The 22,050-nt window shown below is 61.9% G+C and carries 24 protein-coding genes; 11 read left to right on the top strand and 13 right to left on the bottom strand.

Annotation, left to right across the window (positions count from 1 at the left end; genetic code table 11):
* The first annotated feature begins 9 nt into the window (after positions 1 to 9).
* Entirely contained in the window at positions 10 to 876 is an 867-nt protein-coding gene (gene purU, locus ACZ5ZH_RS03870; protein ID WP_464772236.1) for a formyltetrahydrofolate deformylase, read from the top strand.
* Between the two features lie 544 nt (positions 877 to 1,420).
* Here purU and ACZ5ZH_RS03865 read toward each other — a convergent pair.
* From ACZ5ZH_RS03865 to ACZ5ZH_RS03850, 4 genes are all read right to left on the bottom strand, one after another.
* Positions 1,421 to 1,633, bottom strand: coding sequence for a DUF2093 domain-containing protein (locus ACZ5ZH_RS03865; protein WP_196226283.1), 213 nt, complete (start codon positions 1,631 to 1,633; stop codon positions 1,421 to 1,423).
* Positions 1,633 to 3,036 carry an NAD(P)H-dependent flavin oxidoreductase gene (locus ACZ5ZH_RS03860; protein ID WP_460987942.1) on the bottom strand — a complete coding sequence of 468 codons (1,404 nt, stop codon included), beginning with the start codon at positions 3,034 to 3,036 and terminating at the stop codon, positions 1,633 to 1,635. The genes ACZ5ZH_RS03865 and ACZ5ZH_RS03860 overlap by 1 nt, the downstream gene beginning before the upstream one ends.
* Positions 3,037 to 3,130: 94 nt before the next feature.
* The gene (locus ACZ5ZH_RS03855; RefSeq protein WP_464772235.1) at positions 3,131 to 4,270 is read right to left on the bottom strand and encodes a glycosyltransferase family 4 protein; all 1,140 of its coding nucleotides are present in this window, start codon (positions 4,268 to 4,270) and stop codon (positions 3,131 to 3,133) included.
* Complete coding sequence (locus tag ACZ5ZH_RS03850) at positions 4,263 to 5,132, bottom strand: alpha/beta fold hydrolase (protein ID WP_464772587.1); 870 nt, start codon at positions 5,130 to 5,132, stop codon at positions 4,263 to 4,265. The genes ACZ5ZH_RS03855 and ACZ5ZH_RS03850 overlap by 8 nt, the downstream gene beginning before the upstream one ends.
* A 67-nt stretch (positions 5,133 to 5,199) precedes the next feature.
* On the opposite strand from ACZ5ZH_RS03850, the gene ACZ5ZH_RS03845 reads away from it, so the two are divergent.
* Both ACZ5ZH_RS03845 and astD read left to right on the top strand, forming a co-directional pair.
* The gene (locus tag ACZ5ZH_RS03845; protein WP_464772234.1) at positions 5,200 to 6,594 is read left to right on the top strand and encodes a protein adenylyltransferase SelO; all 1,395 of its coding nucleotides are present in this window, start codon (positions 5,200 to 5,202) and stop codon (positions 6,592 to 6,594) included.
* A 145-nt stretch (positions 6,595 to 6,739) separates the two neighbouring features.
* On the top strand, positions 6,740 to 8,173 hold the full coding sequence (gene astD / locus ACZ5ZH_RS03840) for a succinylglutamate-semialdehyde dehydrogenase (protein ID WP_449472108.1): 1,434 nt from the start codon (positions 6,740 to 6,742) through the stop codon (positions 8,171 to 8,173).
* A gap of 147 nt (positions 8,174 to 8,320) precedes the next feature.
* Here the strand turns inward: astD and ACZ5ZH_RS03835 are convergent, their stop codons facing one another.
* The 6 genes from ACZ5ZH_RS03835 to ACZ5ZH_RS03810 all read right to left on the bottom strand — a co-directional run bounded on the left by ACZ5ZH_RS03835 (position 8,321) and on the right by ACZ5ZH_RS03810 (position 13,463).
* Positions 8,321 to 9,112, bottom strand: coding sequence for a phosphoadenylyl-sulfate reductase (locus ACZ5ZH_RS03835; RefSeq protein ID WP_464772233.1), 792 nt, complete (start codon positions 9,110 to 9,112; stop codon positions 8,321 to 8,323).
* Positions 9,105 to 9,545 carry a DUF934 domain-containing protein gene (locus tag ACZ5ZH_RS03830; protein WP_464772232.1) on the bottom strand — a complete coding sequence of 147 codons (441 nt, stop codon included), beginning with the start codon at positions 9,543 to 9,545 and terminating at the stop codon, positions 9,105 to 9,107. Before ACZ5ZH_RS03830 ends, ACZ5ZH_RS03835 begins: the two co-directional genes overlap by 8 nt.
* The gene (locus ACZ5ZH_RS03825; protein ID WP_464772231.1) at positions 9,538 to 11,169 is read right to left on the bottom strand and encodes a nitrite/sulfite reductase; all 1,632 of its coding nucleotides are present in this window, start codon (positions 11,167 to 11,169) and stop codon (positions 9,538 to 9,540) included. Before ACZ5ZH_RS03825 ends, ACZ5ZH_RS03830 begins: the two co-directional genes overlap by 8 nt.
* A gap of 2 nt (positions 11,170 to 11,171) precedes the next feature.
* Positions 11,172 to 11,468 (bottom strand): DUF2849 domain-containing protein, encoded by a 297-nt coding sequence (locus tag ACZ5ZH_RS03820; protein ID WP_449472101.1) that lies wholly within the window; start codon positions 11,466 to 11,468, stop codon positions 11,172 to 11,174.
* A complete protein-coding gene (gene cobA, locus ACZ5ZH_RS03815) occupies positions 11,465 to 12,253 on the bottom strand; it encodes a uroporphyrinogen-III C-methyltransferase (protein WP_464772230.1) in 789 nt (262 codons plus the stop codon). The genes ACZ5ZH_RS03820 and cobA overlap by 4 nt, the downstream gene beginning before the upstream one ends.
* Before the next feature lie 163 nt (positions 12,254 to 12,416).
* Positions 12,417 to 13,463, bottom strand: a complete 1,047-nt coding sequence (locus ACZ5ZH_RS03810) for a family 43 glycosylhydrolase (RefSeq protein WP_464772229.1) — start codon at positions 13,461 to 13,463, stop codon at positions 12,417 to 12,419.
* A gap of 138 nt (positions 13,464 to 13,601) precedes the next feature.
* On the opposite strand from ACZ5ZH_RS03810, the gene ACZ5ZH_RS03805 reads away from it, so the two are divergent.
* Positions 13,602 to 13,997, top strand: a complete 396-nt coding sequence (locus ACZ5ZH_RS03805; protein WP_464772228.1) for an MAPEG family protein — start codon at positions 13,602 to 13,604, stop codon at positions 13,995 to 13,997.
* Between the two features lie 42 nt (positions 13,998 to 14,039).
* On the opposite strand, the gene ACZ5ZH_RS03800 is transcribed toward ACZ5ZH_RS03805, so the two are convergent.
* Entirely contained in the window at positions 14,040 to 15,524 is a 1,485-nt protein-coding gene (locus ACZ5ZH_RS03800; RefSeq protein WP_196226296.1) for a replicative DNA helicase, read from the bottom strand.
* Positions 15,525 to 15,643: 119 nt separating this feature from the next.
* On the opposite strand from ACZ5ZH_RS03800, the gene ACZ5ZH_RS03795 reads away from it, so the two are divergent.
* The 5 genes from ACZ5ZH_RS03795 to ACZ5ZH_RS03775 all read left to right on the top strand — a co-directional run bounded on the left by ACZ5ZH_RS03795 (position 15,644) and on the right by ACZ5ZH_RS03775 (position 18,632).
* Complete coding sequence (locus ACZ5ZH_RS03795) at positions 15,644 to 16,126, top strand: UPF0262 family protein (RefSeq protein WP_196226297.1); 483 nt, start codon at positions 15,644 to 15,646, stop codon at positions 16,124 to 16,126.
* Positions 16,127 to 16,198: 72 nt separating this feature from the next.
* Positions 16,199 to 16,825 (top strand): GH25 family lysozyme, encoded by a 627-nt coding sequence (locus tag ACZ5ZH_RS03790; RefSeq protein WP_464772227.1) that lies wholly within the window; start codon positions 16,199 to 16,201, stop codon positions 16,823 to 16,825.
* Positions 16,822 to 17,265, top strand: a complete 444-nt coding sequence (gene cdd, locus ACZ5ZH_RS03785; RefSeq protein WP_464772226.1) for a cytidine deaminase — start codon at positions 16,822 to 16,824, stop codon at positions 17,263 to 17,265. The genes ACZ5ZH_RS03790 and cdd overlap by 4 nt, the downstream gene beginning before the upstream one ends.
* A gap of 8 nt (positions 17,266 to 17,273) precedes the next feature.
* Positions 17,274 to 17,828 (top strand): dCTP deaminase, encoded by a 555-nt coding sequence (gene dcd / locus ACZ5ZH_RS03780; protein ID WP_449472091.1) that lies wholly within the window; start codon positions 17,274 to 17,276, stop codon positions 17,826 to 17,828.
* A 45-nt stretch (positions 17,829 to 17,873) separates the two neighbouring features.
* Positions 17,874 to 18,632: a metallophosphoesterase family protein gene (locus ACZ5ZH_RS03775; RefSeq protein WP_464772225.1), complete on the top strand. Its 759-nt coding sequence runs from the start codon at positions 17,874 to 17,876 to the stop codon at positions 18,630 to 18,632.
* A gap of 24 nt (positions 18,633 to 18,656) precedes the next feature.
* On the opposite strand, the gene ACZ5ZH_RS03770 is transcribed toward ACZ5ZH_RS03775, so the two are convergent.
* A complete protein-coding gene (locus tag ACZ5ZH_RS03770) occupies positions 18,657 to 19,352 on the bottom strand; it encodes an anti-sigma factor family protein (RefSeq protein WP_464772224.1) in 696 nt (231 codons plus the stop codon).
* Positions 19,349 to 19,837 (bottom strand): RNA polymerase sigma factor, encoded by a 489-nt coding sequence (locus ACZ5ZH_RS03765; RefSeq protein ID WP_196226303.1) that lies wholly within the window; start codon positions 19,835 to 19,837, stop codon positions 19,349 to 19,351. The genes ACZ5ZH_RS03770 and ACZ5ZH_RS03765 overlap by 4 nt, the downstream gene beginning before the upstream one ends.
* 88 nt (positions 19,838 to 19,925) lie before the next feature.
* Between ACZ5ZH_RS03765 and ACZ5ZH_RS03760 the strand changes: the two genes are divergently transcribed.
* Both ACZ5ZH_RS03760 and ACZ5ZH_RS03755 read left to right on the top strand, forming a co-directional pair.
* Positions 19,926 to 21,230, top strand: a complete 1,305-nt coding sequence (locus ACZ5ZH_RS03760; protein WP_464772223.1) for a S8 family serine peptidase — start codon at positions 19,926 to 19,928, stop codon at positions 21,228 to 21,230.
* A 100-nt stretch (positions 21,231 to 21,330) separates the two neighbouring features.
* Positions 21,331 to 22,014, top strand: coding sequence for a hypothetical protein (locus ACZ5ZH_RS03755; RefSeq protein WP_464772222.1), 684 nt, complete (start codon positions 21,331 to 21,333; stop codon positions 22,012 to 22,014).
* Positions 22,015 to 22,050: the final 36 nt, after the last annotated feature.

Raw genomic sequence — 22,050 nt, 5'->3', positions numbered from 1 at the left:
AGTCTCCCTTTGAACAATCCGGTTATCCCATCATGGGTGCTGACGCTTGTCTGCTCCGACCGTGTGGGAATCGTTGCAGCGGTTAGCCAGTTCCTGGCGGAACGCGGATGCTTCATCACGGACAGCCAGCAATATGCCGACAGGGAAGCGGGGCGCTTCTTCATGCGGGTGGCTTTTGAGGCAACCGATGGCCGGATCACGGATACCGAGCAACTGCAAGGCGAGTTCGATGCCGTAGGCGCGCGCTTCGGCATGGACTGGCGTATCACCGCCGCACAGGAAAAGCCGCGGATGCTGCTCGCCGTTTCCAAGGGCTCGCACTGTCTGGCCGACCTCCTGCACCGTTGGCAGACAGGGACGTTGGCCATCGACATCATGGGGGTCGTGTCGAACCATCCCGACATGCGCCGGATTACCGAATGGCATGGCATCCCCTATCATGAGCTTCCGGCGAACGGAGATAAGGCAACGCAGGAAGCCGCTTTGCTGGACGTCTTCAGCCGATCACGATCGGATTATCTGATCCTCGCACGCTACATGCAGGTATTGTCCGAAAAGCTTGTGGAACAGATCGAAGGACGTTGCGTCAATATCCATCACAGCTTCCTGCCGGGATTCAAGGGTGCGCGGCCCTACCACCGGGCGCATGAGCGCGGCGTCAAACTGATCGGCGCGACGGCGCATTTCGTGACCGCCGACCTCGATGAAGGGCCGATCATCGAACAAGCCGTGGAGCGCGTCGACCATCGTGCCACGGCCGAAGACATGATCCGCATCGGCCGCGACATCGAGGCGCAGGTTCTGGCGCGAGCGGTCGGCTGGATCGCTGACCGCCGGGTGCTCCTGAATGGTCGAAAGACCGTCGTTTTCCGCTGATCAGATGCCGAGTTTGGCCCAAAAGTCTTCGGGCGCAATCACGGCATCAGCCGTAGCTCTGGGCTTCCGCGACCAGGATGAGTGTGGAATGTAGATGTCGCGCCCTGTGTCGCCAGGGCGTTTGCGGCGTGCAAGAATGGGTCGAGGGCTCATCGTCTTCTCCTTATGCGGAGGAACACGAAACCTTGCGTGGTCGCATGGGGGCCGTGCGCTTTAGCCGTTGTTGACGCGGAGCAAGCTGTCATCCTTCAAAAGCCGCGGAGCCTTAAGCTCGACGCCTTTCTACAATGCCGCTTTTGAAAGGAAACATAGCTTTGCTTTAACGGCAGTCACTTACGCTTGCCGCTGTTGCCGAGGTTCGATCAAAATAGAATGTCGTAAATAAACCAGCCCACAATGAGGAAGCTGGTGACGACACATATCCGATCGCCATAGATATCAATTCGCGACATCGCCGACATCCTTCCGCACGCGGCGATCTTTGTCGCCTGCGTGGACAGGATAACGCATCAAACCAGGAAAGGGAACAAAAAGTGCGGGCCGGTCAGGCCGTCACTAAGCCGCGATGACGCAGGAAGGACTGGGTCGCCTCAACGGGACCCCGATAAGCCTCCTGAAACTCGGCGCTCCAATATTTAAGGTCGTCAAGATCGATACGTGCGCCCGAAACCGCACAAAGGACGAACTGGCCCGGGCGCACTATGTCGAAATGTGGCGTGTGATATTCCAGCACCGCCAATCCCTGAATTTCAGCCATCAGTCGCCCGTCAAAATACGGTCTACGAGCTGCTTCACCGTCGGCACGAAACCGTTGGAATAGAAAGGATCCTGCTTGAACTTGTAAGCGCCATGTCCGGCGAACAGGAGGTTCTTGTCCAGGTCCCCGCCATGCACCGCCTCTTGCAAGGATTTCTGGATGCAGAAGCTCCTGGGATCGGCAAGACGGCCGGTGGAGTTCGTTTCACTGTCCATCCAGCTAGAGAATGCGCACTGGCTGAGACAGCCCATGCAGTCGGTCTGATCCTTGCGGATCTCCGCGCGTTCCTCTTCGGTGACGAATACCAGCGTGTTGTCCGGCGTCTTGAGAGCGGAGGTGAGGCCCTGCCCCACCCACTCGCGCGCCCGCAACAGGTCGCCGCGCGTTACCCAGAAATTCTTGCCCTTCACGCCTGCATCAAGCTGATGCGTGTGATCGCCCGCCTGTTCCGTGCTGAACGGGATCTGGCGTTCCGACCGCGCCTCAAGCTGGCGCAGGAAAGGGTTGCGGATGGCCGAGCTGTAGAAGCCGGTCGGCGAGAAGCGATGCAGCAGCACGTCGCCCGGTTCCAGCTGGGTCAGGCGTTCCTTCCAAAGCTGGGGGATAGGGCTTTCCTGCGTCAGCAGCGGACGTGTGCCGAACTGGAACGCGATGGTGCCCAGTTCCGGATTGTCGATCCAGTCGTTCCAATCTTTGAGGTGCCAGACCCCGCCTGCCATGACGATTGGCACTTCGTCGGATATGCCGCCTTCGCGCATGGTTTCCCGAAGCGCCTTGACGCGCGGATAAGGATCCTGAGGCTCCCGCGGATCCTCGGCATTGGAAAGGCCGTTATGACCGCCCGCCAGCCACGGGTCCTCATACACCACGGCCGCCAGCCATTCAGACGCCTTCGAATAGGCGCGCTTCCACAAGGCGCGAAAGGCACGGCCCGAACTGACGATAGGGAGGTAGCTCACGCCATAAGAGGCCGCGATTTCGCTGAGCTTGTAGGGCATGCCCGCGCCGCAAGTGACGCCCGCCACCATGCCTCTGGTCTTTTCCAGAACGCCGTGCAGCACGCGCTGCGCGCCGCCCATTTCCCAGAGGACGTTGATGTTGATCGCGCCTTTACCGCCAGCGATTTCGAAGGCGCGCTTCACCTGCTCCACCGCGCCATCGACGGCATAGGCGATCAGTTCTTCATGACGATCGCGACGAGTACGACCGTGGTAAATCTGGGGAATGACATTGCCCATGCTATCATAGCTGTCGGCATTGACCGCCGACACAGTGCCGATGCCGCCCGCAGCGGCCCATGCACCGGAACTGGCGTGATTGGAGACGGCCACGCCTTTCCCGCCCTCGACCAGCGGCCATACTTCACGACCACCATAGATGATGGGCTTCAAACCCTTGAACAACCTAATCTCCCGCGCAACAGCTGCTGGGTCACCCGCCGACTATGGGCCGCTCTATAGCAGCTTTCACGACCGATGACGAATTTACGGCCGCGCCCTACCGCAAAATATGGGGGCTGGATAGTACCTGTCCATAAAGCGTCGCATAAGCGTCCACCATCGCAGCCTCTTCGAAATCGCGTTGCGCCCGGTGCAGGTTCGCGTCACCCAGACGGTTGCGAAGATCGGAACTTGCGGCCAGCCGTCCTAGCGCGTCGGACAGCGCCGCCTCATCAGAGGCGATGAATGGCTGGTTTTCCGGCGCGACCATTTGAGCGACATCTCCCACGTCCGTTGACGCCACCGGCAGGCGCGCGGCCATCGCTTCCACCAGGGAGATGGGGAATTGTTCACTGTCGGAGGAAAGGGCGAAGATGTCGAGCAAACCCATGAAACGCGAAGGATTGGGCAGGAAACCGGGCATGCAGATGTCGTCAAGCCCGTGCCGCGCCGCTTCCGCCATGATCGCGTCGCGCTCAGGCCCTTCTCCGATGACGACCAGTTGCAGTTTATCACGATGCGGCGCGACGGCGCGGACCAACCGGGGGATATTCTTCACCGGGCGCAAACCGGCCAGCGTGCCGACAAGCAGCTTGCCCGGTGAGCGCACCAACCCTGGAATGGCTCCGGGAACGGGTTGGAGATATTGCGCGACGTCGATCCCGTTGCGGATCAGATGAACTTTCCGCGCAGGCTGATGCCACATCGCGCGGGCAATCTGGTTTAGCCGGATGGACGGCACGACGACGGCCTGGGCGCGCTGGAGCGCCAGCCGACGGTAGAGGTTGCGCCCTGTCTTGAGGCGCTCAGCCTCCTCGATGTTGAAGCCGTCCTCATGATGGATGAGCGGGGGCATCGGGAAAAAGGATGAGCAGAAACGATGGGCCATGACAGCATCCATCGCGCCCCAATTATAGGTGAGAACGAGGTCAAAACTGGACATGAACCGTCCTAAAGCCCGGAAGCGGCCTGGGCCGGGACGGCCGGTGAGCCGTGGAGGATCGGGGAAGCTGACATCTATTCCCGGCGCGATCGCCGATCGGGCGCCCATTGCTTCGGGCGCTGCGCTGACAATCGTATGGCTGGCGCGGTTGCCCCACAGGTTCATCAGGCGGACGGCGCGCGCTTCCTTGCCGCCAAGCGAGAAGCTGCCGTGAACATGAAGAAGGCGGGGCGGCCGCTGATGAGCGTCAGCCATACAGGACTCGAGCGAGTAGGCGGTCGATGGCGGCGGCAGCTTCCGGCTCGTCCAGGATCGGCGCGTGGCCGACGTCGGGAACGGTCACGAGTTCAGCGCTCGAGCCCATATCTGACAGCATGCGTTCGGCTGTTGAGGCGCTGATAACATCGGAGTGTTCGCCGCGCAGAATCAATGAAGGAATGCCCTGGAAGGAAGACATTACGGGCCACAGGTCGACCCCGGCCTCACCTCCGGCCAAGCGGAGGGGTTCGGCTATCCGCATGTCATAGTCCAGCACTACGCGGCCTCCGCTGTTGAGGCGGTACAGGCGCTTGGCCATGGCTAGCCATTGTTCGAGGCCATAGCGCGGGTAGATATCTCGGTTCGCCTCTTCGAGGGCGCGGGCGGCCTGAACCCAGCTTTGGTGCGATTGGCCAACGCCCACATAGGTACGGATGCGGTCTAGGCCCGCCTGTTCGAGCTTTGGCCCGACATCGTTCAAAAGCGCGCCTGCCAGCCACTCGCGGTGAGTCGCGGCGATCAACATGGTGATGAGGCCGCCGAGCGAAGTGCCGATCGCGACGAAGCGGGTGATGGCAAGGTCGGCGAGAAGGCGGCTGATGTCCTGCAAATAGGTCAGCGGGACGTAGGTCATCGGGTCCTTGGCCTGAGCGCTTTCGGCCCGGCCGCGCATGTCGGGGCAGATGAGGCGCCAATCGCCCGCCAGACGATCGGCCAAGGGTTCAAAATCGCGGGCGTTGCGGGTCAGGCCCGGCAGGCACAGTAGCGGCGGGCGACCGTCTTCGCCCCCGCCATAATCGCGATAATGGAGCCTGAGGCCGTCGGGAGACCACCAATAGCCGTCGGTGAAGCTGGTCAACGGTCGTGCGCCCTCAAATAAATGTCCAGCGGTTGCAACTTCCTGCCCCGCTCCCCCATATCGCCGCATGGACAAATCCTCGCAAGCAAACAGATACAATCCGGCAAAGGAAATCTTCGGATTACAGCCGGATTTCGCAGATGAGGTCGCCCCGGCAGACTTCCCACAGACGATTTTACGATACCGTAACGACCGGGCCGCAGCCAGTGTAGGGTTGGAAACGCTAAGCGATGACGAGTGGATTCGTCATTTCGGGCGATTCGCCCCCCTGCCTGGCAACCTGCCCCAGCCCTTGGCCCTGCGTTATCATGGACATCAGTTCCGGGCCTACAATCCCGACATAGGCGACGGGCGCGGCTTCCTGTTCGCGCAGTTGCGGGATGGTGCGGGACGGCTTTTGGACCTGGGCACCAAGGGATCGGGGCAGACGCCCTATAGCCGCTTCGGCGATGGCCGCCTGACGCTGAAAGGCGGGGTTCGCGAGATATTGGCGACCGAAATGCTGGAGGCTCTGGGCGTCAACACATCAAAGACCTTCTCGCTGATCGAGACTGGCGAGGCGCTGGAGCGCAATGACGAACCCTCCCCCACCCGCGCGGCGGTGATGGTGCGGCTTAGCCATTCGCACATCCGTATTGGATCGTTCCAGCGCGCCGCCTATTTCGACGACAAACCGCTGCTGGAGCGGCTGACCGAGTATGCGCTGCGGACGCTCTATGACGAGAAGCCGGGGAATAACGCGCCCGCACAGTTGCTGGGCCGTGTGGTCGAACGGACGGCCGATCTGGCGGCGAGCTACATGGTCGCGGGGTTCGTGCATGGCGTGCTAAACAGCGACAATATCAATGTGACTGGCGAGAGCTTCGATTATGGGCCGTGGCGCTTCACGCCGCTGTGGGAGCCGGGCTTTACGGCGGCCTATTTCGATCATGCCGGACTTTATGCCTTTGGGCGACAAGCAGAGGCGATCCATTGGGACGTGGCGCAACTGGCTGTTTCCTTGCGCCCATTGGTCGAGGCCGAGCCGTTGATCGAGCAGTTGGAGCGGTTTCCCGAGCTGTTCGGGCAAGCGATGGTTCGGCGCTTTTGCTGGCGGATGGGCGTCGTGCCTTCAGGAGAGGCGAACGCCATGATCCAGGCGGCCGTCAATGGCATGGCCGCGAGCGCAACGCCGATCGACCTTTTTTTCCATGACTGGCGCGGTGGAGAGCCGCGTGACGGGGCGGACTATTCGGGTGAGGCGTGGGCTCCGTTCCGTGAGGCTGTTGCGGGGATGGAGGCGAGTGGCAACAGGGGGCATGGCTATTGGAGCGATGCGACGCCCTGTTCGATGCATATCGACGAGGTTGAGGCGATCTGGAGCGCCATTGTCGAGGGGGATGACTGGTCGCTGTTGCAGGAGAAGGTGGCCGCCGTTCGGCGGATGGGTGAGGCTATGGGGGATCGTCCGGACGTGCCTTGAGGCGGTGGGCTTGCTCGCTGCGCTCGCCCCCCTCTCCCCCGCCTCGATGAGAGTCACGCGCCTCTCATCGACCCCGGAAGGGGAGAGGAGTTTTAGTTGTTTTGCGCCGCTTCCCTAATGGGCTGTTATCCGCCATATCGGCTGTATGTCCGCGACGCTGACTTCGATTGAACCCGCCACTGGCGCACTGTTGTGGCAGGGGACTGCTAGCGATGTAGAGGCCGAGGTCGCACGGGTCAGGGCGGCGTGGCCCTCCTGGGCTGCACAACCGATTTCCTATCGCATCGAGACGCTGCGTCGCTTCGTCAATGTCGTGCGCGCCAATGAAGAGGTGTTGACCGACCTGATCGCGCGGGAGACGGGAAAACCGCTTTGGGACGCGCGAACCGAAGTCACGGCCGTGATGAACAAGGTCGACATTTCGGTGGCCGCCTATTCGGAGCGGACAGGGCAGCGGCGGCTGGAATCGGCGATGGGCGCCCGCCAGTCGGTGCGGCACAAACCGCATGGCGTCATGGCGGTGCTAGGCCCCTATAATTTCCCCGCTCATCTGCCCAATGGCCATATCATTCCTGCCCTGCTGGCCGGGAACGGCGTGCTGTTCAAACCGTCCGAAAAGACGCCAGCGGTGGGCGAAATGCTGGTGCGCTTCTACCATGAGGCGGGCGTGCCGCAGGATGTGGTTCGTCTGGTGCTGGGCGGGCCGGATGAGGGCAAGGCGCTTGCGGCCCATGCCGACGTGAACGGCATTCTATTTACCGGGTCGGCATCGACGGGCCTGGCGATCAATCGGCAGTTCGCCAGCAATCCGGGCAAGATATTGGCGCTGGAAATGGGCGGGAATAATCCGATCGTCGTCTGGGACACCGGCGATATCGCCAGCGCCGCCGTCCTGGTGGTGCAGTCGGCTTTCCTGTCCAGCGGCCAGCGTTGCACGGCGGCGAGCCGGTTGATCGTCAAGGAAGAGCTGGCCGACATGCTGATCGGCGAGGTCAAGAAGATCGCCGACCGGCTGATCGTCGATCATCCGCATGCCGACCCTGCCCCCTTCATGGGACCGGTCATCGACAATCATGCGGCGGACCAGCTAACCGAAAGCTTCCTTTATCTGATGAGCCATGGCGGGCGGCCGATAAAGCATCTCGTGCGCCTGTCGGAAGACAGGCCGTTGTTGAGCCCAGCTATTATCGACGTGACCGCGATGACGGAACGGCCCGACGTAGAGCTGTTCGGGCCGTTGCTACAGGTAATCCGCGTTCCCGATTTCCCAGCGGCGATCGCGGAGGCGAACAATAGCCGTTATGGCCTGTCGGCTTCCCTGATCGGCGGGTCGCCCGAGCAATATAATCAGTTTTGGGCGAATATCCGGGCAGGCATTGTCAACTGGAACCGGCCGACCAACGGCGCTTCGTCCTCCGCGCCGTTCGGAGGCCTAGGCATTTCCGGCAATCATCGGCCGAGCGCTTTTTATGCGGCCGATTATTGCGCCTATCCGGTTTCATCGGCGGAAATCGAGCAGCCACGGGCATCGATCGGGATTGGGCTGAAGGAAGTGGATGTCAGTGGGATGGGGGATTGAGCGGAGTTCTCCCGGCGTCATGCCAGCGAAAGCCGTAAGCTTACATCCTCAGCCGCACGGGATCGGCCGAGCATCGCGTCATCCCAACTTCCTCTGGGACGACGCGATGCCGCTGTTCATTTCGCCAATCGAAGTCGGCTCATTTTATCAGAACACAGGCTGATTAGCCGGGTCTTCCGGATCAACCACGGGCGCCGGGACAGGCGTCACAGGCGAGTGAATGCCGCATTCCACCTTGTCCCAACCGCGCCAGCGCCCGGCGCGGGGGTCTTCGCCCGGCAACACCTTCGAGGTGCACGGTTCGCAGCCTACCGACAGATAACCCTGCGCCTCCAGAGGATGGCGCGGCAGATCATAGTCGGTGAAATAGGCTTCCAGATCGTCCTTCGTCCAATCGCCGAGCGGGTTGATCTTCAGGCGGCCATCTTCCACCTCGAAACGCGGCATATTCTGGCGCGTGGTAGACTGAAACGCCTTGCGCCCAGAAATCCACGCATCGAGACCATCCTTGGCGCGCTGCATCGGCTCGACCTTGCGGATGTCGCAGCATCCATCAGGATCATAGGACCAGCGCAGGCCCGTCTCGTCCTTCTTCGCCAGCACTTCCGCATTGGGCGTGACCGACCGGCTGTCGGAAAAACCCATCCGGCTGATGAGGGTATCGCGATAGTTCAGCGTTTCCGTGAACATCTTGAGCGTATCGACGAAGATCACCGGCACGCTCTTATCCGCCCGCGCCACCAGATCCAGCAGCACGGCGCTTTCCGTGCCGAAGGAAGACACAACCGCCACCTTGCCTGCCAGACCTTCGGCAAAGACGGTCTTGAGCATCGTTAATGCATCTACGCCTTCGAAACGCGCGTTCAGCGCGTCCGCGTCAGCCTGTGTGAAGGCAGGCCGGGCGTCGATTACGTCAAGCTGGCGGGCAGGTTCAGCCATCTATACTCTCCGGGTGCCGCTTCGCCCAAACCGGGCTGCGGCCATCGACGGTCTTTTGATAGACGTCGGCATAACGATTAAGGGCGCGATCGACGGCGGCATCGTCCAGCGCCTTGTCGGGGCGGAAGCTGTCGAAACCGCAGCGGCGCATGGCGTTGATCTGATCGACCAGCACATCGCCCACCGCGCGCAGTTCACCCGAATATCCAGCCTCGCGCAGGATACGCGCCGCCGAATAGCCGCGCCCGTCGCCATAGGCTGGGAAGTTCACCTCAACCAGCGACAGCCGGTCGAGATAGGGCAGCAACTCGCGCGCATCCTCACCCGCCTCGATCCGCACGGCGGTCGAATTGGACTGGCCGGTGAAGGATTCGACCGTAACGGCCGGTTCCTGCGCCGCTTCACCGTCGCGGAAAGTCAGGAACTCAACCATAGATCGCCTCCTTGAAGGGCTTCATGCCAAGACGGCGATAGGTGTCGAGAAAGCGCTCACCTTCCTGACGCTGAGCGAGATAGAGGTCGGTGACCTTTTCAATGGCATCCACAACGCCGTCCTCCGAGAAGCCCGGCCCCGTGATCTGGCCGACGGCAGCATCCTGCGCGCCCGATCCGCCGAGCGAGAGCTGGAAATTCTCCACGCCCTTACGATCCACGCCCAGCACGCCGATATGCCCGGCATGATGATGCCCGCATGCGTTGATGCAGCCGGAGATCTTGACCTTCAGCTCGCCCAGCTCCTTCTGACGGCCTACGTCCGCGAACCGTTCCGAAAGCTTCTGAGCCAGCGGGATCGACCGCGCATTGGCAAGGCTGCAATAATCCAGGCCCGGGCAGGCGATGATGTCGCCGATCAGGTCCAGATTGGCTTCCGCCAGCCCGGCCTCGTCCAGCTCCTGCCAGATGGCATAAAGGTCCGCCTTTTTCACATGCGGCAGGACAAGGTTCTGCGCATGGGTCACGCGCAGTTCGTCCAGCGAATGGCGTTCGGCGAGGTCCGCCACCAACTCGATCTGCTCGGCCGAAGCATCGCCCGGAATGCCGCCGCGCGGCTTCAGGCTGATGTTGACGATCGCATAGCCGGGCTGCTTGTGTGCCGCGACCTGCCGGTCCACCCACAGGGCGAAGGCGGGGTCGCTACGGTCGATCTCGTCGCTCAGACCCTGATCATAAGTCGGATTGGCGAAGAAGGGCCGGATGCGGTCCAGTTCCTCACGTGGCGGGTTGAGGCCCAGCTCCCGCATATGCGCAAACTCTTCCTCGACCTGACGCTTATATTCCTCGACGCCCAGCTCATGGACCAGGATCTTGATCCGGGCCTTGTACTTGTTGTCGCGGCGGCCGTAGCGATTGTAGACGCGCAGGCACGCTTCCAAGTAAGGTACGATCTCATCTTCGGCCACGAAGTCCTTGATAAGAGGGGCGACCATCGGCGTGCGGCCCATGCCGCCACCGGCATAAACTTCCGCGCCGATCTGCCCATCGCGCGACACCAGCTTCAGGCCGATGTCGTGCAGCCGCATCGCCGCGCGATCCTCTTCACTGGCGATCACCGCGATCTTGAACTTGCGCGGCAGATAGGTGAATTCTGGATGGAAGGTCGACCACTGACGCAGCAGCTCGGCCCAAGGGCGCGGGTCCGTCACCTCATCGGCGGCGACGCCAGCATATTGGTCGGACGAGATATTGCGGATGCAATTACCGCTGGTCTGGATGGCGTGCATCTCGACCGTCGCCAGTTCGGCGAGGATGTCGGGCGCATCGGCCAGTTTGATCCAATTATATTGCAGGTTCGTGCGCGTGGTGAAGTGGCCATAGCCCTTGTCATATTTGCGCGCGATCTCGCCCAGCTTGCGCATTTGCGGCGCGTTCAACGTGCCATAGGGGATGGCGACGCGCAGCATATAGGCGTGCAGCTGGAGATAGAGGCCGTTCATCAAGCGCAGCGGCTTGAACTGATCCTCGGTCAGTTGCCCGGCCAGGCGGCGTTGCACCTGATCGCGAAATTCCTCGACGCGGGCGTCCACGATGGACTGGTCATAGCTGTCATAACGATACATGGTCAGATCACCCAGTTGCCGGCATCGGCGTCATTCGGTTTAAGCGTCAGGTCGGGGCGCACCGTCGGCCCCAGGGCACGGATGCGATCCTTGATATGGGCCGGGCGCACGCCTTCGTCGGTCAGGGTGGCGTCGATCACATAAGGAGCGACCACCCGCAGCGCGGCTTCCTCGGCACGGGCAAGCTCGTCGCCCTTGTCGCCTACATCGACGGATTCGCCGACCTGCCGCGACCAGCCGTCGCCCGCCCACCAGATCACGTCCCCGGTGCCAAGGTCATTGCCAGTCAAAATCTTCACGAATGCATCTCCGCCCCATTGTTCGCCTGTGTGGCCCAGCCAGCCAGCACGTCCTGCGCCAGCGCATAGGCCGCCACTTCACCGACCACAATCAGGGCCGGACTTTTTACTTTTTCACGCGCCACCATGTCGCCCAGATCGGCGAGCAGGGTGCGCAGCGTGCGCATATCGGAACGCGTGCCATTTTCCAGCACCGCAACCGGAATGGCAGGCGACACGCCATCGGCGATAAGCTTGTCGGCGATATCCGCCGCCGTCGCCACGCCCATATAGATCACCAGCGTGCGGCCATGGCCAGCAAGCCCGGACCAGTCCTGATCCGTCAGCCCCTTGCACTGGCCCGCGACGAAGGTCACCGCGCTCGCCGCATCGCGATGGGTGAGAGGAAGCTGCGCCTGCGCCGCGCAGCCGATCGCCGCGCTGATCCCCGGCACGATCTCGACCGGCACGCCAGCAGCGCGGCATGCTTCCATTTCCTCGCCGCCGCGACCGAAGACGAAAGGATCGCCGCCCTTCAGCCGCACGACGCTACGTCCCGCAAGCGCCAGTTCCACGAGCAAGGCGTTGATGCCCTCTTGCGGCATCGAATGGCGGCTGCGCTGCTTGGCGACGGAAATCAATTCAGCATCGACCCAAGCCATGGCCAATATCTCGGCCGACACCAATCCGTCATGCACGATGACATCCGCCTGCGCGATCAGGCGCGCAGCGCGCAACGTCAGCAGTTCCGGATCACCCGGACCCGCGCCGACGAGAAAGACGGTAGCAGGGAGTTGTTCGGCCATGCTGGCCAGATGGCGGAAGCGCTCAACCGTTTCAATTCAGAATGCTTTGCCCATGGCGAAGGAAAATTTGGGGGATGGGGTCTCCAGGTCCGACACCCGCCCCCTTCACCCCCGCAAAATCAGTCGCATTCGGCCCGGAGGAACTCGGCCGCTTCACCTAGAGCTAACGTGGGGAAATGACACCTTTCGCCGTCAGCTTGAGTGGCGCGATGCGGCCGTCGCGCAGATAGTGGACGTCGAAAATCACGCTCTGGCGGAACAGCGGTGTCGTGCCTTCCTGCGATTGGTCGTTGCAGGCGAAAAACCAGCGACCGCGCCATTTGAAGAAGGAGCCATGGCGGTCGAAGTTCAGCCAGTTCTTCGGCTTAAAACCGGGGGGTGGCGCATAGCGACCGCGCATAGAGCTGTCGTTGAGGAAAGACGGCTCCACATTTTCGGGCAGCAGCAAGGGGCCTTTGCACTGGAAGGGGCCATAGGGCGACGTGCCGATCCCGTAATAGGTCCCCCATGACAGATAATAATATTTGCCTCGGCGGTGCAGGAATGGTTTGTCGTCCGTCTTGCCCGGACCGTAAGGCCCTTCGGGATCGGCAATCGTGATCTTGCGCGGCGTTTCGGCGAGCGAGATCATATCGTCGGACAGGCGCGCGATATAATAATCGAAGGTGCCGAACACGATGTAGCTGGTGCCATCGGCTTCCTGAAAGATACCGGGATCGCGGGTTTCCGTAGTAACCTGCCCCTTGGCGATAAGCGCCTTGCCCAGCGGATCGCGCCACGGACCTGCGGGCGCGTCGCTGACGACAACGCCGATATCCTCAGGACCCATGGAGAAATAAAGATAATATTTGCCATTGCGGCGGATCGCGTCAGTGGCCCAGCATCGGCTGCTCGGCTTACCGAAATAGGTCTGTTCAGGGAGTAGCGTGCCCTCATGGGACCAGTGCACAAGATTGTCGCTCCGCCAGATCTGCCAATCCTTCATCGTGAAGGTGCGGCTCGTCGGGCTGGCGTCATGGGTGGCATAGAGCCAGGCGACGTCATCGAAAATACGGATCTGCGGATCGCATACGCCCATCGGCAGGCGCAGGGGATTGCCCGTATATTGCAGCCTTGAGCCTTTGCCGAGTTCGCGTGCGACGGCGGAAGCCGCAGACCAGGCGCTGGCGAGAAGCGGCAGGGTCAGGGCACGGCGCCGGGAGATGATCACGTCGTTATCCTCGCTCAGATCAGTTGTCAGTATTGGCCAATCATAATCGAACGGTATCGTTCTGTCGAGCAAGCCTCATGGCGCGAGCGCAGGAATGGCGATAACGTAGCCCTCTTACCTGTGGAAAGGGGATACCGCATGGCGATCGAGCTCAAGATACTGGCGTGGAGCTGTGTGCTCCTGTTGGTGCATATTTTTGCGGCGGCGCATTTCAAGACGAAGCAATATGGACCGAAGTGGAATATGGGCGCGCGGGATGAGACCTTGCCGCCGCTGGAGCCTGTCGCAGGACGGCTGGTGCGCGCGCAGGCTAATTTCCTTGAGACCTATCCGATCGCGATCGTCGCGCTGCTCGGCGTGGTGGTTGCGGGACGAACGAGTGACCTGACGGCGATCGGCGCATGGCTGTGGTTGGGCGCGCGGATCGTCTATCTTCCGCTTTACGCGATGGGCGTGCCGGTGGTGCGGACGCTGATCTATATGGTTGGGCTGATTGGTCTGATATCGGTGTTGCAGGCGCTCATTACCGGTTGAGCGCCGTAGCCCCTTAGTTCGAGCTGACCCGAACTCGGTCAATCACTCATAATCGCCCATATATCCGCCGTCCGCGAGGTCGGAGAAGCGGGTGATCTTCGCGTCGAACTTCATACGGATACGGCCGGTCGAACCGTGACGCTGCTTGGCGACGATCAGTTCGGCAAGGCCGTAGATCCGCTCCATTTCCTGCGCCCATTCAAGATGCTCGCTACTCTCCTTGTTACCCGGCTCCTTCGCGGCGACATAATAATCCTCGCGAAAGACGAACCAGACCATGTCGGCGTCCTGCTCGATCGAGCCGGATTCACGCAGATCGGATAGCTGCGGGCGCTTGTCCTCGCGCTGCTCGACCGCGCGGCTAAGCTGGGAAAGGGCCAGAACCGGAACATTAAGTTCCTTCGCCAAGGTCTTGAGACCGCGCGAAATTTCTGAAATTTCCTGCACGCGATTATCGCTGCCCCGGCCGCTGCCCTGAAGCAGTTGGAGGTAATCGACGATGACGAGGCCAATGTCATGACGACGCTTCAGCCGCCGCGCACGCGTACGCAGCGCCGCGATGGTCAGACCTGGCGTATCGTCGATGAAAAGCGGCAGTTCCTGAAGGTCGCGCGCGGCGCGAGACAGGTTCTGGAAATCGGCGCGGCTGATCTTACCCATGCGCAGCGCCTCCCCACTGATGCCCGACTGTTCGGCAAGCACGCGGGTCGCCAGCTGATCGGCGGACATTTCGAGGGAGAAGAAGGCCGTTTTCGCGCCCATATTCTTTTCTGGCGGGATGCCATCGACATGGTCGCGCATCCAGCGGGACGCGGCATTATAGGCGATGTTGGTGGCAAGCGAGGTCTTGCCCATACCTGGACGCCCCGCGAGGATCATGAGATCCGAATTGTGAAGGCCACCGATCTTTTCATTCAGGCTGTTGAGGCCAGTGGTGATGCCCGAAACGTGACCGCCACTGTTCAGCGCGCGTTCGGCCACCTGCACGGCCATGGTGGTGGCGGTGGCGAAGCTTTTGACGGAGCCTGTTTCACCCTCGCCCTCGGATACTTTATAGAGCGCGACTTCGGCCATCTCTATCTGTTCGCGCGGATTAACATCCTCACTGGTATCGAGAGCATTTTCAACCAGTTCTCGCCCTACATTCACAAGTTGACGCAGAAGTGCGAGGTCATAAATCTGGCTGGCGAAATCGCGCGCGCCGAGCAGCGCGGCACCGTTCCCCGTGAGCTGCGCGAGGTAGCCGACACCGCCCAATTCCTTGAGCGCCGGGTCCTGCTCCAGCATCGGCTTGAGCGTGACCGGATTGGCGACCATGTCGCGCTCAACCAGCTTCATCACGGCTTCGTAGATGCGGCCATGTAGGGGCTCGAAGAAATGCTCCGCCTTGAGCTTGAGCTGAACATCCTCGGCAATGCGGTTGTCGATCATCAGCGCGCCCAGCAGCGCGGCTTCCGCCTCCACGTTGCGCGGGAGTTCGGGGATGCCTGCTTCTGCGGCGGGATTAATCTGCACCAGTTCGACCATGCGCCTCTCATCGCGCTCGCCGGGGTTCTGCGCAAGGGGCAAGCTATGTCCCGACAGGCAAAGCTGTGGAGAACTCCCCCTTGCTTTTCGCCGTCGGCAGCAGCAGGGACTATGGACCCATGACCGACCCGCGCATCATCGACATCACGCTTGACGAGCGGACGATCCTTTGGCGCAACGCCGATGTGGAGCAGGAGCGGCGGATCGCCATATTCGACCTGCTGGAAGATAATTATTTCGCGCCCCAGCGCACCCATGCCGATGATTATGCAGGCCCCTACCGCGTGCTGCTGCGCGTCGAGGATGGGCGGCTGGTGATCGAGATCAAGCGGGAGGATGGCGAGCCGCTGGAGGCGATCATCCTCGGCCTGGGCCGGTTCCGGCGCCCGATCCGGGAATATTTCGCGATCTGCGACAGCTATTATCAGGCAATCAGCAATGCCTCCCCGCAACAGATTGAAACGGTGGACATGGCGCGCAGGGCCATCCACAATGACGCGGCGGAAATGCTGATCGAGCGGCTGGATGGAAAGATCAAGGTCGATTTCGACACGGCGCGACGCCTGTTCACGCTCATCTGCGTGCTGCATATCAAGGGGTAAGGGGACATTCGCCAGCATTCTTCCGGCCGGTTTCTGGTCCGCATCCTTGCGGGCGCGCTGGTCATTGGCCTGTTGGCATTGGGGGCGTGGAGCTATGCCTGCCGCTGGGCGCCGGGGCGCGACGTCTACCCGGTTCAGGGGGTGGCCGTTTCCGCCGACGGAGGCGCGATCGATTGGGGCACGCTGGCGGCCAATGGCGTCGATTTCGCCTATATAAGAGCGGCCAAGGGCACAGAGGGCCGCGATCCCGCCTTTGCGCGGAACTGGTCTGCGGCGCGGTCATCGGGACTGCGTTACGGCGCTGTGCTGGATTTTAGCCTGTGCGGCCGCGGGGCCGGTCAGGCGACACGCTTCGTCACGACAGTGCCACGGGACAATGCCGCCCTGCCCCCAGTGATCCGGCTCGACTTTGATCCTGGCTGCACTGCGCGGCCGGGGCGGGACGCGGTGCTGTCTGAACTCAATACGCTGGTGAACCTGGTTGAGAGCAATGCAGGCAAGCCGGTACTCCTCAACATTTCAAAGGCTTTCGAGGAAGAATATGACATTGCGTCGGGCATAAACCGGACGCTCTGGCTGGATGGAAACTTCTTCCCGCCTGATTATGCTACCCGCCGATGGGTCATGTGGACGGCGAATGACATGCGTCATATCGATGGCATCGATGGCCCGGTGAGATGGGGCGTGGTTGCGCCATGAACACGAGTGAAGACGTCAGAACGCTGGTCGAGGCAGCGCGCGCGGCGAGGGCAAATGCCTATGCCCCGTACAGCCGCTTTGCGGTCGGAGCGGCCGTGCGGTTGTCCGATGGTGAGGTGGTAGTCGGCGCGAATTTCGAAAATGCGAGCTTTGGCCTGTCGCTTTGCGCTGAGACGGTGGCACTGGCGGCAACCAATGCGCAGGGGAGGCTTTGCGATGTTCAGGCCATTGCGGTCGTCGGCGGTAGTGCCGATCCGATAACGCCTTGCGGACGATGCCGCCAGATACTGAACGAAGCAGAGCAGGTGGCGGGACGGCCCATCGCTATTTATTGTGCGGCGGGCGATGGCGACTCCGTGGTCCAGCATAGCGTCGCCGAACTTTTGCCTTTCTCTTTTGGACCCAATGATTTGGGTCATGATCCTTCCAGGAAGAGTTAAGAACAATCATGTCGATTTTGTCGGATAAGTGGATTCGCGAGCAGGCCATTTCCCAAGGGATGATCGAGCCATTCGTGGAAAATCAGCGGCGGGACGGCTGCATCAGTTATGGCCTGTCCTCCTATGGCTATGACGCGCGCGTGGCAGACGAGTTCAAGATCTTCACCAATGTCGACAGCGCGGTGGTGGACCCGAAGGATTTCGCGGCGAACAGCTTTGTCGATCGCAAGACCGACTGCTGCATCATTCCGCCCAACAGCTTTGCGCTCGCCCGGACGGTCGAATATTTCCGGGTGCCTCGCGATGTGCTGGTGATCTGCCTTGGCAAATCCACCTATGCACGGTGCGGCATCATCGTGAATGTGACGCCGCTGGAGCCGGGCTGGGAAGGCCATGTGACGCTGGAGTTTTCCAACACCACGCCCCTCCCCGCCAAGATCTACGCCAATGAGGGGGCCTGCCAGTTCCTTTTCCTCAAGGGTAATGAGCCGTGCGAGGTCAGCTACGCCGACCGGGCGGGGAAATATATGGGGCAGCAAGGCGTCACATTGCCTCGACTCTAGGGGACGTGCGACAAGGGCGAGGATGAATATCGATCGGCGCCAGTCATGCTGAAGTTTTTCCGCCGCGGCTCATCGCCAGCGCCATCGTTCGTGCCCGATATAGGCAGCGATCGGCGAGTCTATGCCATCGGGGACATCCACGGGCGGCTCGACCTGTTCGAACAACTGCTGCGGTTGATCGATGAGGATGACTCGGCACGCGCTCCCCTACCCTGTCATCTCATCCTGTTGGGCGACCTGATGGATCGCGGGCCACAATCCGCCGCCGTCATAGAGCATGCAATATCCTTGTGGCGGGCATCCCCGAATTTTCACCTGATCAAAGGCAATCATGAGGAGGTCTTTGTCGGCGCCGCGAAGGGCGATGCGCAATATGCGGGCTATTGCCGCCGCATTGGGGGCCTGGCCGCGCTTGAAAGCTATGGGCTGGAATCCGGCGTCGGCACAGCGATGACGGACAAGGACATCGCGTCATGGATGCTGGAAAATGTGCCCCGTGAGCATGTCGATTTCCTGAACGGCTTTGCGGATAGTCTTGTGATGGGCGACTATCTGTTCGTTCATGCCGGGATCAGGCCCGGTCTACCGCTGGAGAAGCAGGATGCAGCCGACCTGCGCTGGATCAGGGGTGAGTTCCTGCATGACCGGCAAGCCCATCCCTATATGGTGGTCCATGGACACAGCATCACCGGCGAAGTCGATGAGCAGGCCAACCGGATCGGCATAGACACGGGCGCCTGGAACAGCGGCAAACTGACGGCGATCGGCCTCGAGGGCACGGAGCGCTGGTATTTGCAGACTTAGCCAGAACGGGAAGACGTCCGAAGTTCAACGCCAGCCCTTCTCTTTTGCGGCTGCCTCCTGGGTCGCGTCAGCGGGGGAGCCTTCCATCAGGGCACCGACCGTAGCCATGATGCGAGCATCGGCGGAGGATGCCTGGCGGTAATCCGTTGACTGCGGGGCGCCGGGAATCAGTTGCTGAACCTGCCAGCCTTCCCCTTCCCGGCAAGCCACTCCCGACAGGGCACTGCCTTCGAAGCTGCGACACCAGCCTCCGCCCTCGCGTTGAAAACTCAGGCCGATGCGGATTGATGCTTCCTGCTGTGCCGAAGCCAGTTGCGTCTCCAGAGCGGAGGCGAGTTCACCCCTCGCCACCATGACGCCATCCTTGACCGCAATTGGTCCAGCGGGGCCGCTCGACAAACGGCCGATGCCGAGACCCAGGACAAGGCTGGCAGCGATCGCGCCGCTGATGCCCCAGCTGCGCCATTTGGGGGCTGCGGCACGGGTGATGGGCGTGACCTTCGCCCGTTCCTCCAGCAGCGCACGCATAGCCTGTGGCACAGGTTCAGCTTCAACCGGCGCATAGTGACCGGAAAGACGCTGCCGCAAATGCCGGTGCATTTCCAGGCGCTGGGCCAAAGCAGGATCGTCCGCAACGGCGCGATCGACGCGGCGGCGAGTGATTTCGTCCAGCTCGCCATCGACCCAGGCGATCAGCATGGCTTCATCAATGTCGGTCATGCTGCTTCTCCCAGCAATTCGATAAGGGCGCCGCGTCCACGAACCAAGCGCGAGGTCAACGTACCCATGGGCACGCCCAGAATTTCGGCTGCTTCCTTGTAGGATAGCCCCTCCACGAGAACGAGCGCGATGGCTTCCCGCTGCTCGTCCGGCAAAGCCTGCATCGCGCGATCGACGTCGGAGAGCATGACGTGCGCCTCCACATGCTGATCGCCAGCATAGCCGACATGCTCGCCTGCCTCTTCGGGTGCGAAAGTCCGCACGGCGCGCTGCCGCGAACGGCCTTCATCGATCCAGAGGTTGCGCATGATACGATACATCCAGCTGTCCAACCTAGTCCCCGGCTGCCATTGTTCGCGCGCCCGCAGCCCTCGCTCCAGCGCTGCCTGGCAAAGGTCGTCCGCATCGGCCCGATCCCTCGACAGGCTGACGGCAAAGCGGCGCAGCCGGGGGAGGATCGCCAACAGATCGTTTTCGAACGACATCCGGTCTCCATCACTTGTTCAAGGATGAAACGGCTGTGCCCATTCGTTTCATCCCCGAAGACGTATATCTACCGGAAATAAATTCGCGATGACTCATTATGGATGCGAAAGGAGCGGAAAATTCGCCTCCGCGCCAGTCGAGGATGAAGAGACAGAGATGAAGGCCCTACGTTCCTGGATCGTTGCGGGACTGCTGCTGACAGGTCCGGCGGCACAAGCACAATTGTTGCCGTCCCCCAATGGGGCCTTGGGGCAGGTAGGAGGGATGGTTCCGGACTTGCTCAACGACGCGGAAGGCGCGCTGAATCGGGTTCCTCCCACCCGCTTGGCAGAACGCCTCGTGGCGGCGAGAGCGGCACGGATTGGTGATCTGCTGCGACGGCATGGCGACAGCGTGGAACTGGACGATCGGAAAGAGGCCGCGCGGCGTGGCGTCATCCTGCTGACGGGTGCCAAGCAGACCAGCATCGAAGCGTTGCGTCGCGCGGGCTATGCGGTGGCAAGCGAGGCCATTGAGGGGATCGACCTGCCCCTAACGCGCCTCGCGGTGCCGCCCGGCCGGAGCCTCTCCCGCGCGTTGAAGCAGGTGCGCTCGATCGCACCAGAGGCGGAGGTGAGCGCGGATAATCTCTATTTCCCCGGCGGTGCGGCGCCCAAGTCGGGGAGTGCAGCCTTGGCGGGGACAGGGCCTGTCCGATCTCGAGCGGCGGGAATGATCGATGGTGGCGTCGCCCGTCACGCGTCACTCACTGGCGCGGTCGAGCAGCGCGGCTTCGTTCGCGGCGCGCCTCGTGCCAGTTCGCACGGCACGGCGGTGGCGTCCTTGATCAGTGGAACCGGGTCCATTCGGGGCGCGGCGCCGGGTACGCCGCTGCTGGTCGCAGATGTTTATGGTGATGATCCAGCGGGCGGCAGTGCCTTCGCGATCGTGCGAGCGCTGGGATGGATGGCGGCGCGCGGGGTCAACGTCGTCACCTTAAGCCTGGTCGGACCCGATAATCCTCTGCTGGCAGGAGCCATCCGGCTGGCGCGTGAAAAGGGCGTTACGGTGGTAGCGGCGGTCGGCAATGACGGTCCGGCTGCGCCACCCGCCTATCCCGCATCCTATCCTGATGTCGTGGCGGTGACGGGCGTAGATGGCCGCGGGCGCTTGCTTCCCGAAGCGGGGCGCGCCCGGCATGTGGATTTCGCGGCGCCCGGCGCGGACATGAATGCCGCGCGCACCGATGGCGGCAAGGGCAGCGTGCGAGGCACCTCTTTCGCCGCGCCGCTTGTCGCGGGGCGGCTGTTTGTGAACGGTAGCCTGACGGGGCTGATCGAGGAGGCCAAGCCGGAAAGCAGCAAGGCATTCGGGCATGGTATTATCTGCGGCAATTGCAGAAATATGGATTGAATATCAGAATCTTGTCAAAAATATTTCGGCGCCAGGAATTAAATCGCATCGCCATCCCGTTGTCCTTGCATCGGATCGAAAACGAACAAGGAGACGATCGATGAAGAAGACAATCATTCTTGCCACTGCTTGCCTTGCCGCCCTGACTGCGGTTCCTGCGTCTGCCCAGCTTCTGGGTGGCGGTGGCGGTCTGGGCGGTGGCCTGGGTGGCGCTCTGGGCGGCGCTGGTGGATCGCTCGGCGGCGCATTGAGCGGCTCGGGCAGCATCGGCCTCGACCGCAGCATCGATCTGGACAATGGGCGGGTTGCGGCGAAGGGTTCTGGTTCTGGCCGGGCTGACGGCGCCGCCACTGGTTCTGTAACCCACAAGGGAAAGAGCCACGGCGCAAACGCCTCGGCCAGCGGATCGGCGAGCGGTGGCCTGACCGCCGACACGCTGGGCACCAATGATGTCGCCAATGCAGTGGGCGGCGTGCGGGATCAGGCCAGCCAGACGGCGGGCGCAGCGCGAGATCGCGCGGTCACGGCAGGTGCAGCGGCGCAAGGGCAAGCCAGTGCTACCGCACAAGCGGCACGCAACCGGGCCGGTGGCGCACTGAGCGGTGCTGGATCGGCGGCCGGTAACGCGTCTGGCGCGGCTCAGTCCGGCGCGGCAAACTCAGCCGGTAGCGCCAGCAACGCTCTCAATGGAGGCGCGGCGCTTAATGCAACCGGCACGCTATCGGGAAGCGGCCACGCATCAGGCTCCAGCGACAGCACGTCGTCCAGTCAGGCGGACAATTGACCCCACTCGGGCGGATTCCCCACTTCGGGCTTTAAG

Source organism: Sphingobium sp. TomMM7A, assembly GCF_055397305.1.
Note: the sequence above shows the minus strand (reverse complement) of the source record. Positions and strands in the feature narration are given on the sequence as shown.

Bases quoted from the DNA above. Each gene is read 5' to 3' on its own strand.
- ACZ5ZH_RS03760 (WP_464772223.1), top strand. From the start codon at position 19,926: ATGACTCATTATGGATGCGAAAGGAGCGGAAAATTCGCCTCCGCGCCA.
- ACZ5ZH_RS03830 (WP_464772232.1), bottom strand. From the start codon at position 9,545: ATGGTTGAGTTCCTGACTTTCCGCGACGGTGAAGCGGCGCAGGAACCG.
- ACZ5ZH_RS03805 (WP_464772228.1), top strand. From the start codon at position 13,602: ATGGCGATCGAGCTCAAGATACTGGCGTGGAGCTGTGTGCTCCTGTTG.
- astD (WP_449472108.1), top strand. From the start codon at position 6,740: ATGTCCGCGACGCTGACTTCGATTGAACCCGCCACTGGCGCACTGTTG.
- cdd (WP_464772226.1), top strand. From the start codon at position 16,822: ATGAACACGAGTGAAGACGTCAGAACGCTGGTCGAGGCAGCGCGCGCG.
- ACZ5ZH_RS03795 (WP_196226297.1), top strand. From the start codon at position 15,644: ATGACCGACCCGCGCATCATCGACATCACGCTTGACGAGCGGACGATC.
- ACZ5ZH_RS03765 (WP_196226303.1), bottom strand. From the start codon at position 19,837: ATGTCGTTCGAAAACGATCTGTTGGCGATCCTCCCCCGGCTGCGCCGC.
- ACZ5ZH_RS03845 (WP_464772234.1), top strand. From the start codon at position 5,200: ATGGACAAATCCTCGCAAGCAAACAGATACAATCCGGCAAAGGAAATC.
- ACZ5ZH_RS03865 (WP_196226283.1), bottom strand. From the start codon at position 1,633: ATGGCTGAAATTCAGGGATTGGCGGTGCTGGAATATCACACGCCACAT.
- ACZ5ZH_RS03800 (WP_196226296.1), bottom strand. From the start codon at position 15,524: ATGGTCGAACTGGTGCAGATTAATCCCGCCGCAGAAGCAGGCATCCCC.
- ACZ5ZH_RS03855 (WP_464772235.1), bottom strand. From the start codon at position 4,270: ATGGCTGACGCTCATCAGCGGCCGCCCCGCCTTCTTCATGTTCACGGC.
- ACZ5ZH_RS03770 (WP_464772224.1), bottom strand. From the start codon at position 19,352: ATGACCGACATTGATGAAGCCATGCTGATCGCCTGGGTCGATGGCGAG.
- ACZ5ZH_RS03825 (WP_464772231.1), bottom strand. From the start codon at position 11,169: ATGTATCGTTATGACAGCTATGACCAGTCCATCGTGGACGCCCGCGTC.
- cobA (WP_464772230.1), bottom strand. From the start codon at position 12,253: ATGGCCGAACAACTCCCTGCTACCGTCTTTCTCGTCGGCGCGGGTCCG.
- ACZ5ZH_RS03775 (WP_464772225.1), top strand. From the start codon at position 17,874: ATGCTGAAGTTTTTCCGCCGCGGCTCATCGCCAGCGCCATCGTTCGTG.
- dcd (WP_449472091.1), top strand. From the start codon at position 17,274: ATGTCGATTTTGTCGGATAAGTGGATTCGCGAGCAGGCCATTTCCCAA.
- ACZ5ZH_RS03755 (WP_464772222.1), top strand. From the start codon at position 21,331: ATGAAGAAGACAATCATTCTTGCCACTGCTTGCCTTGCCGCCCTGACT.
- ACZ5ZH_RS03835 (WP_464772233.1), bottom strand. From the start codon at position 9,112: ATGGCTGAACCTGCCCGCCAGCTTGACGTAATCGACGCCCGGCCTGCC.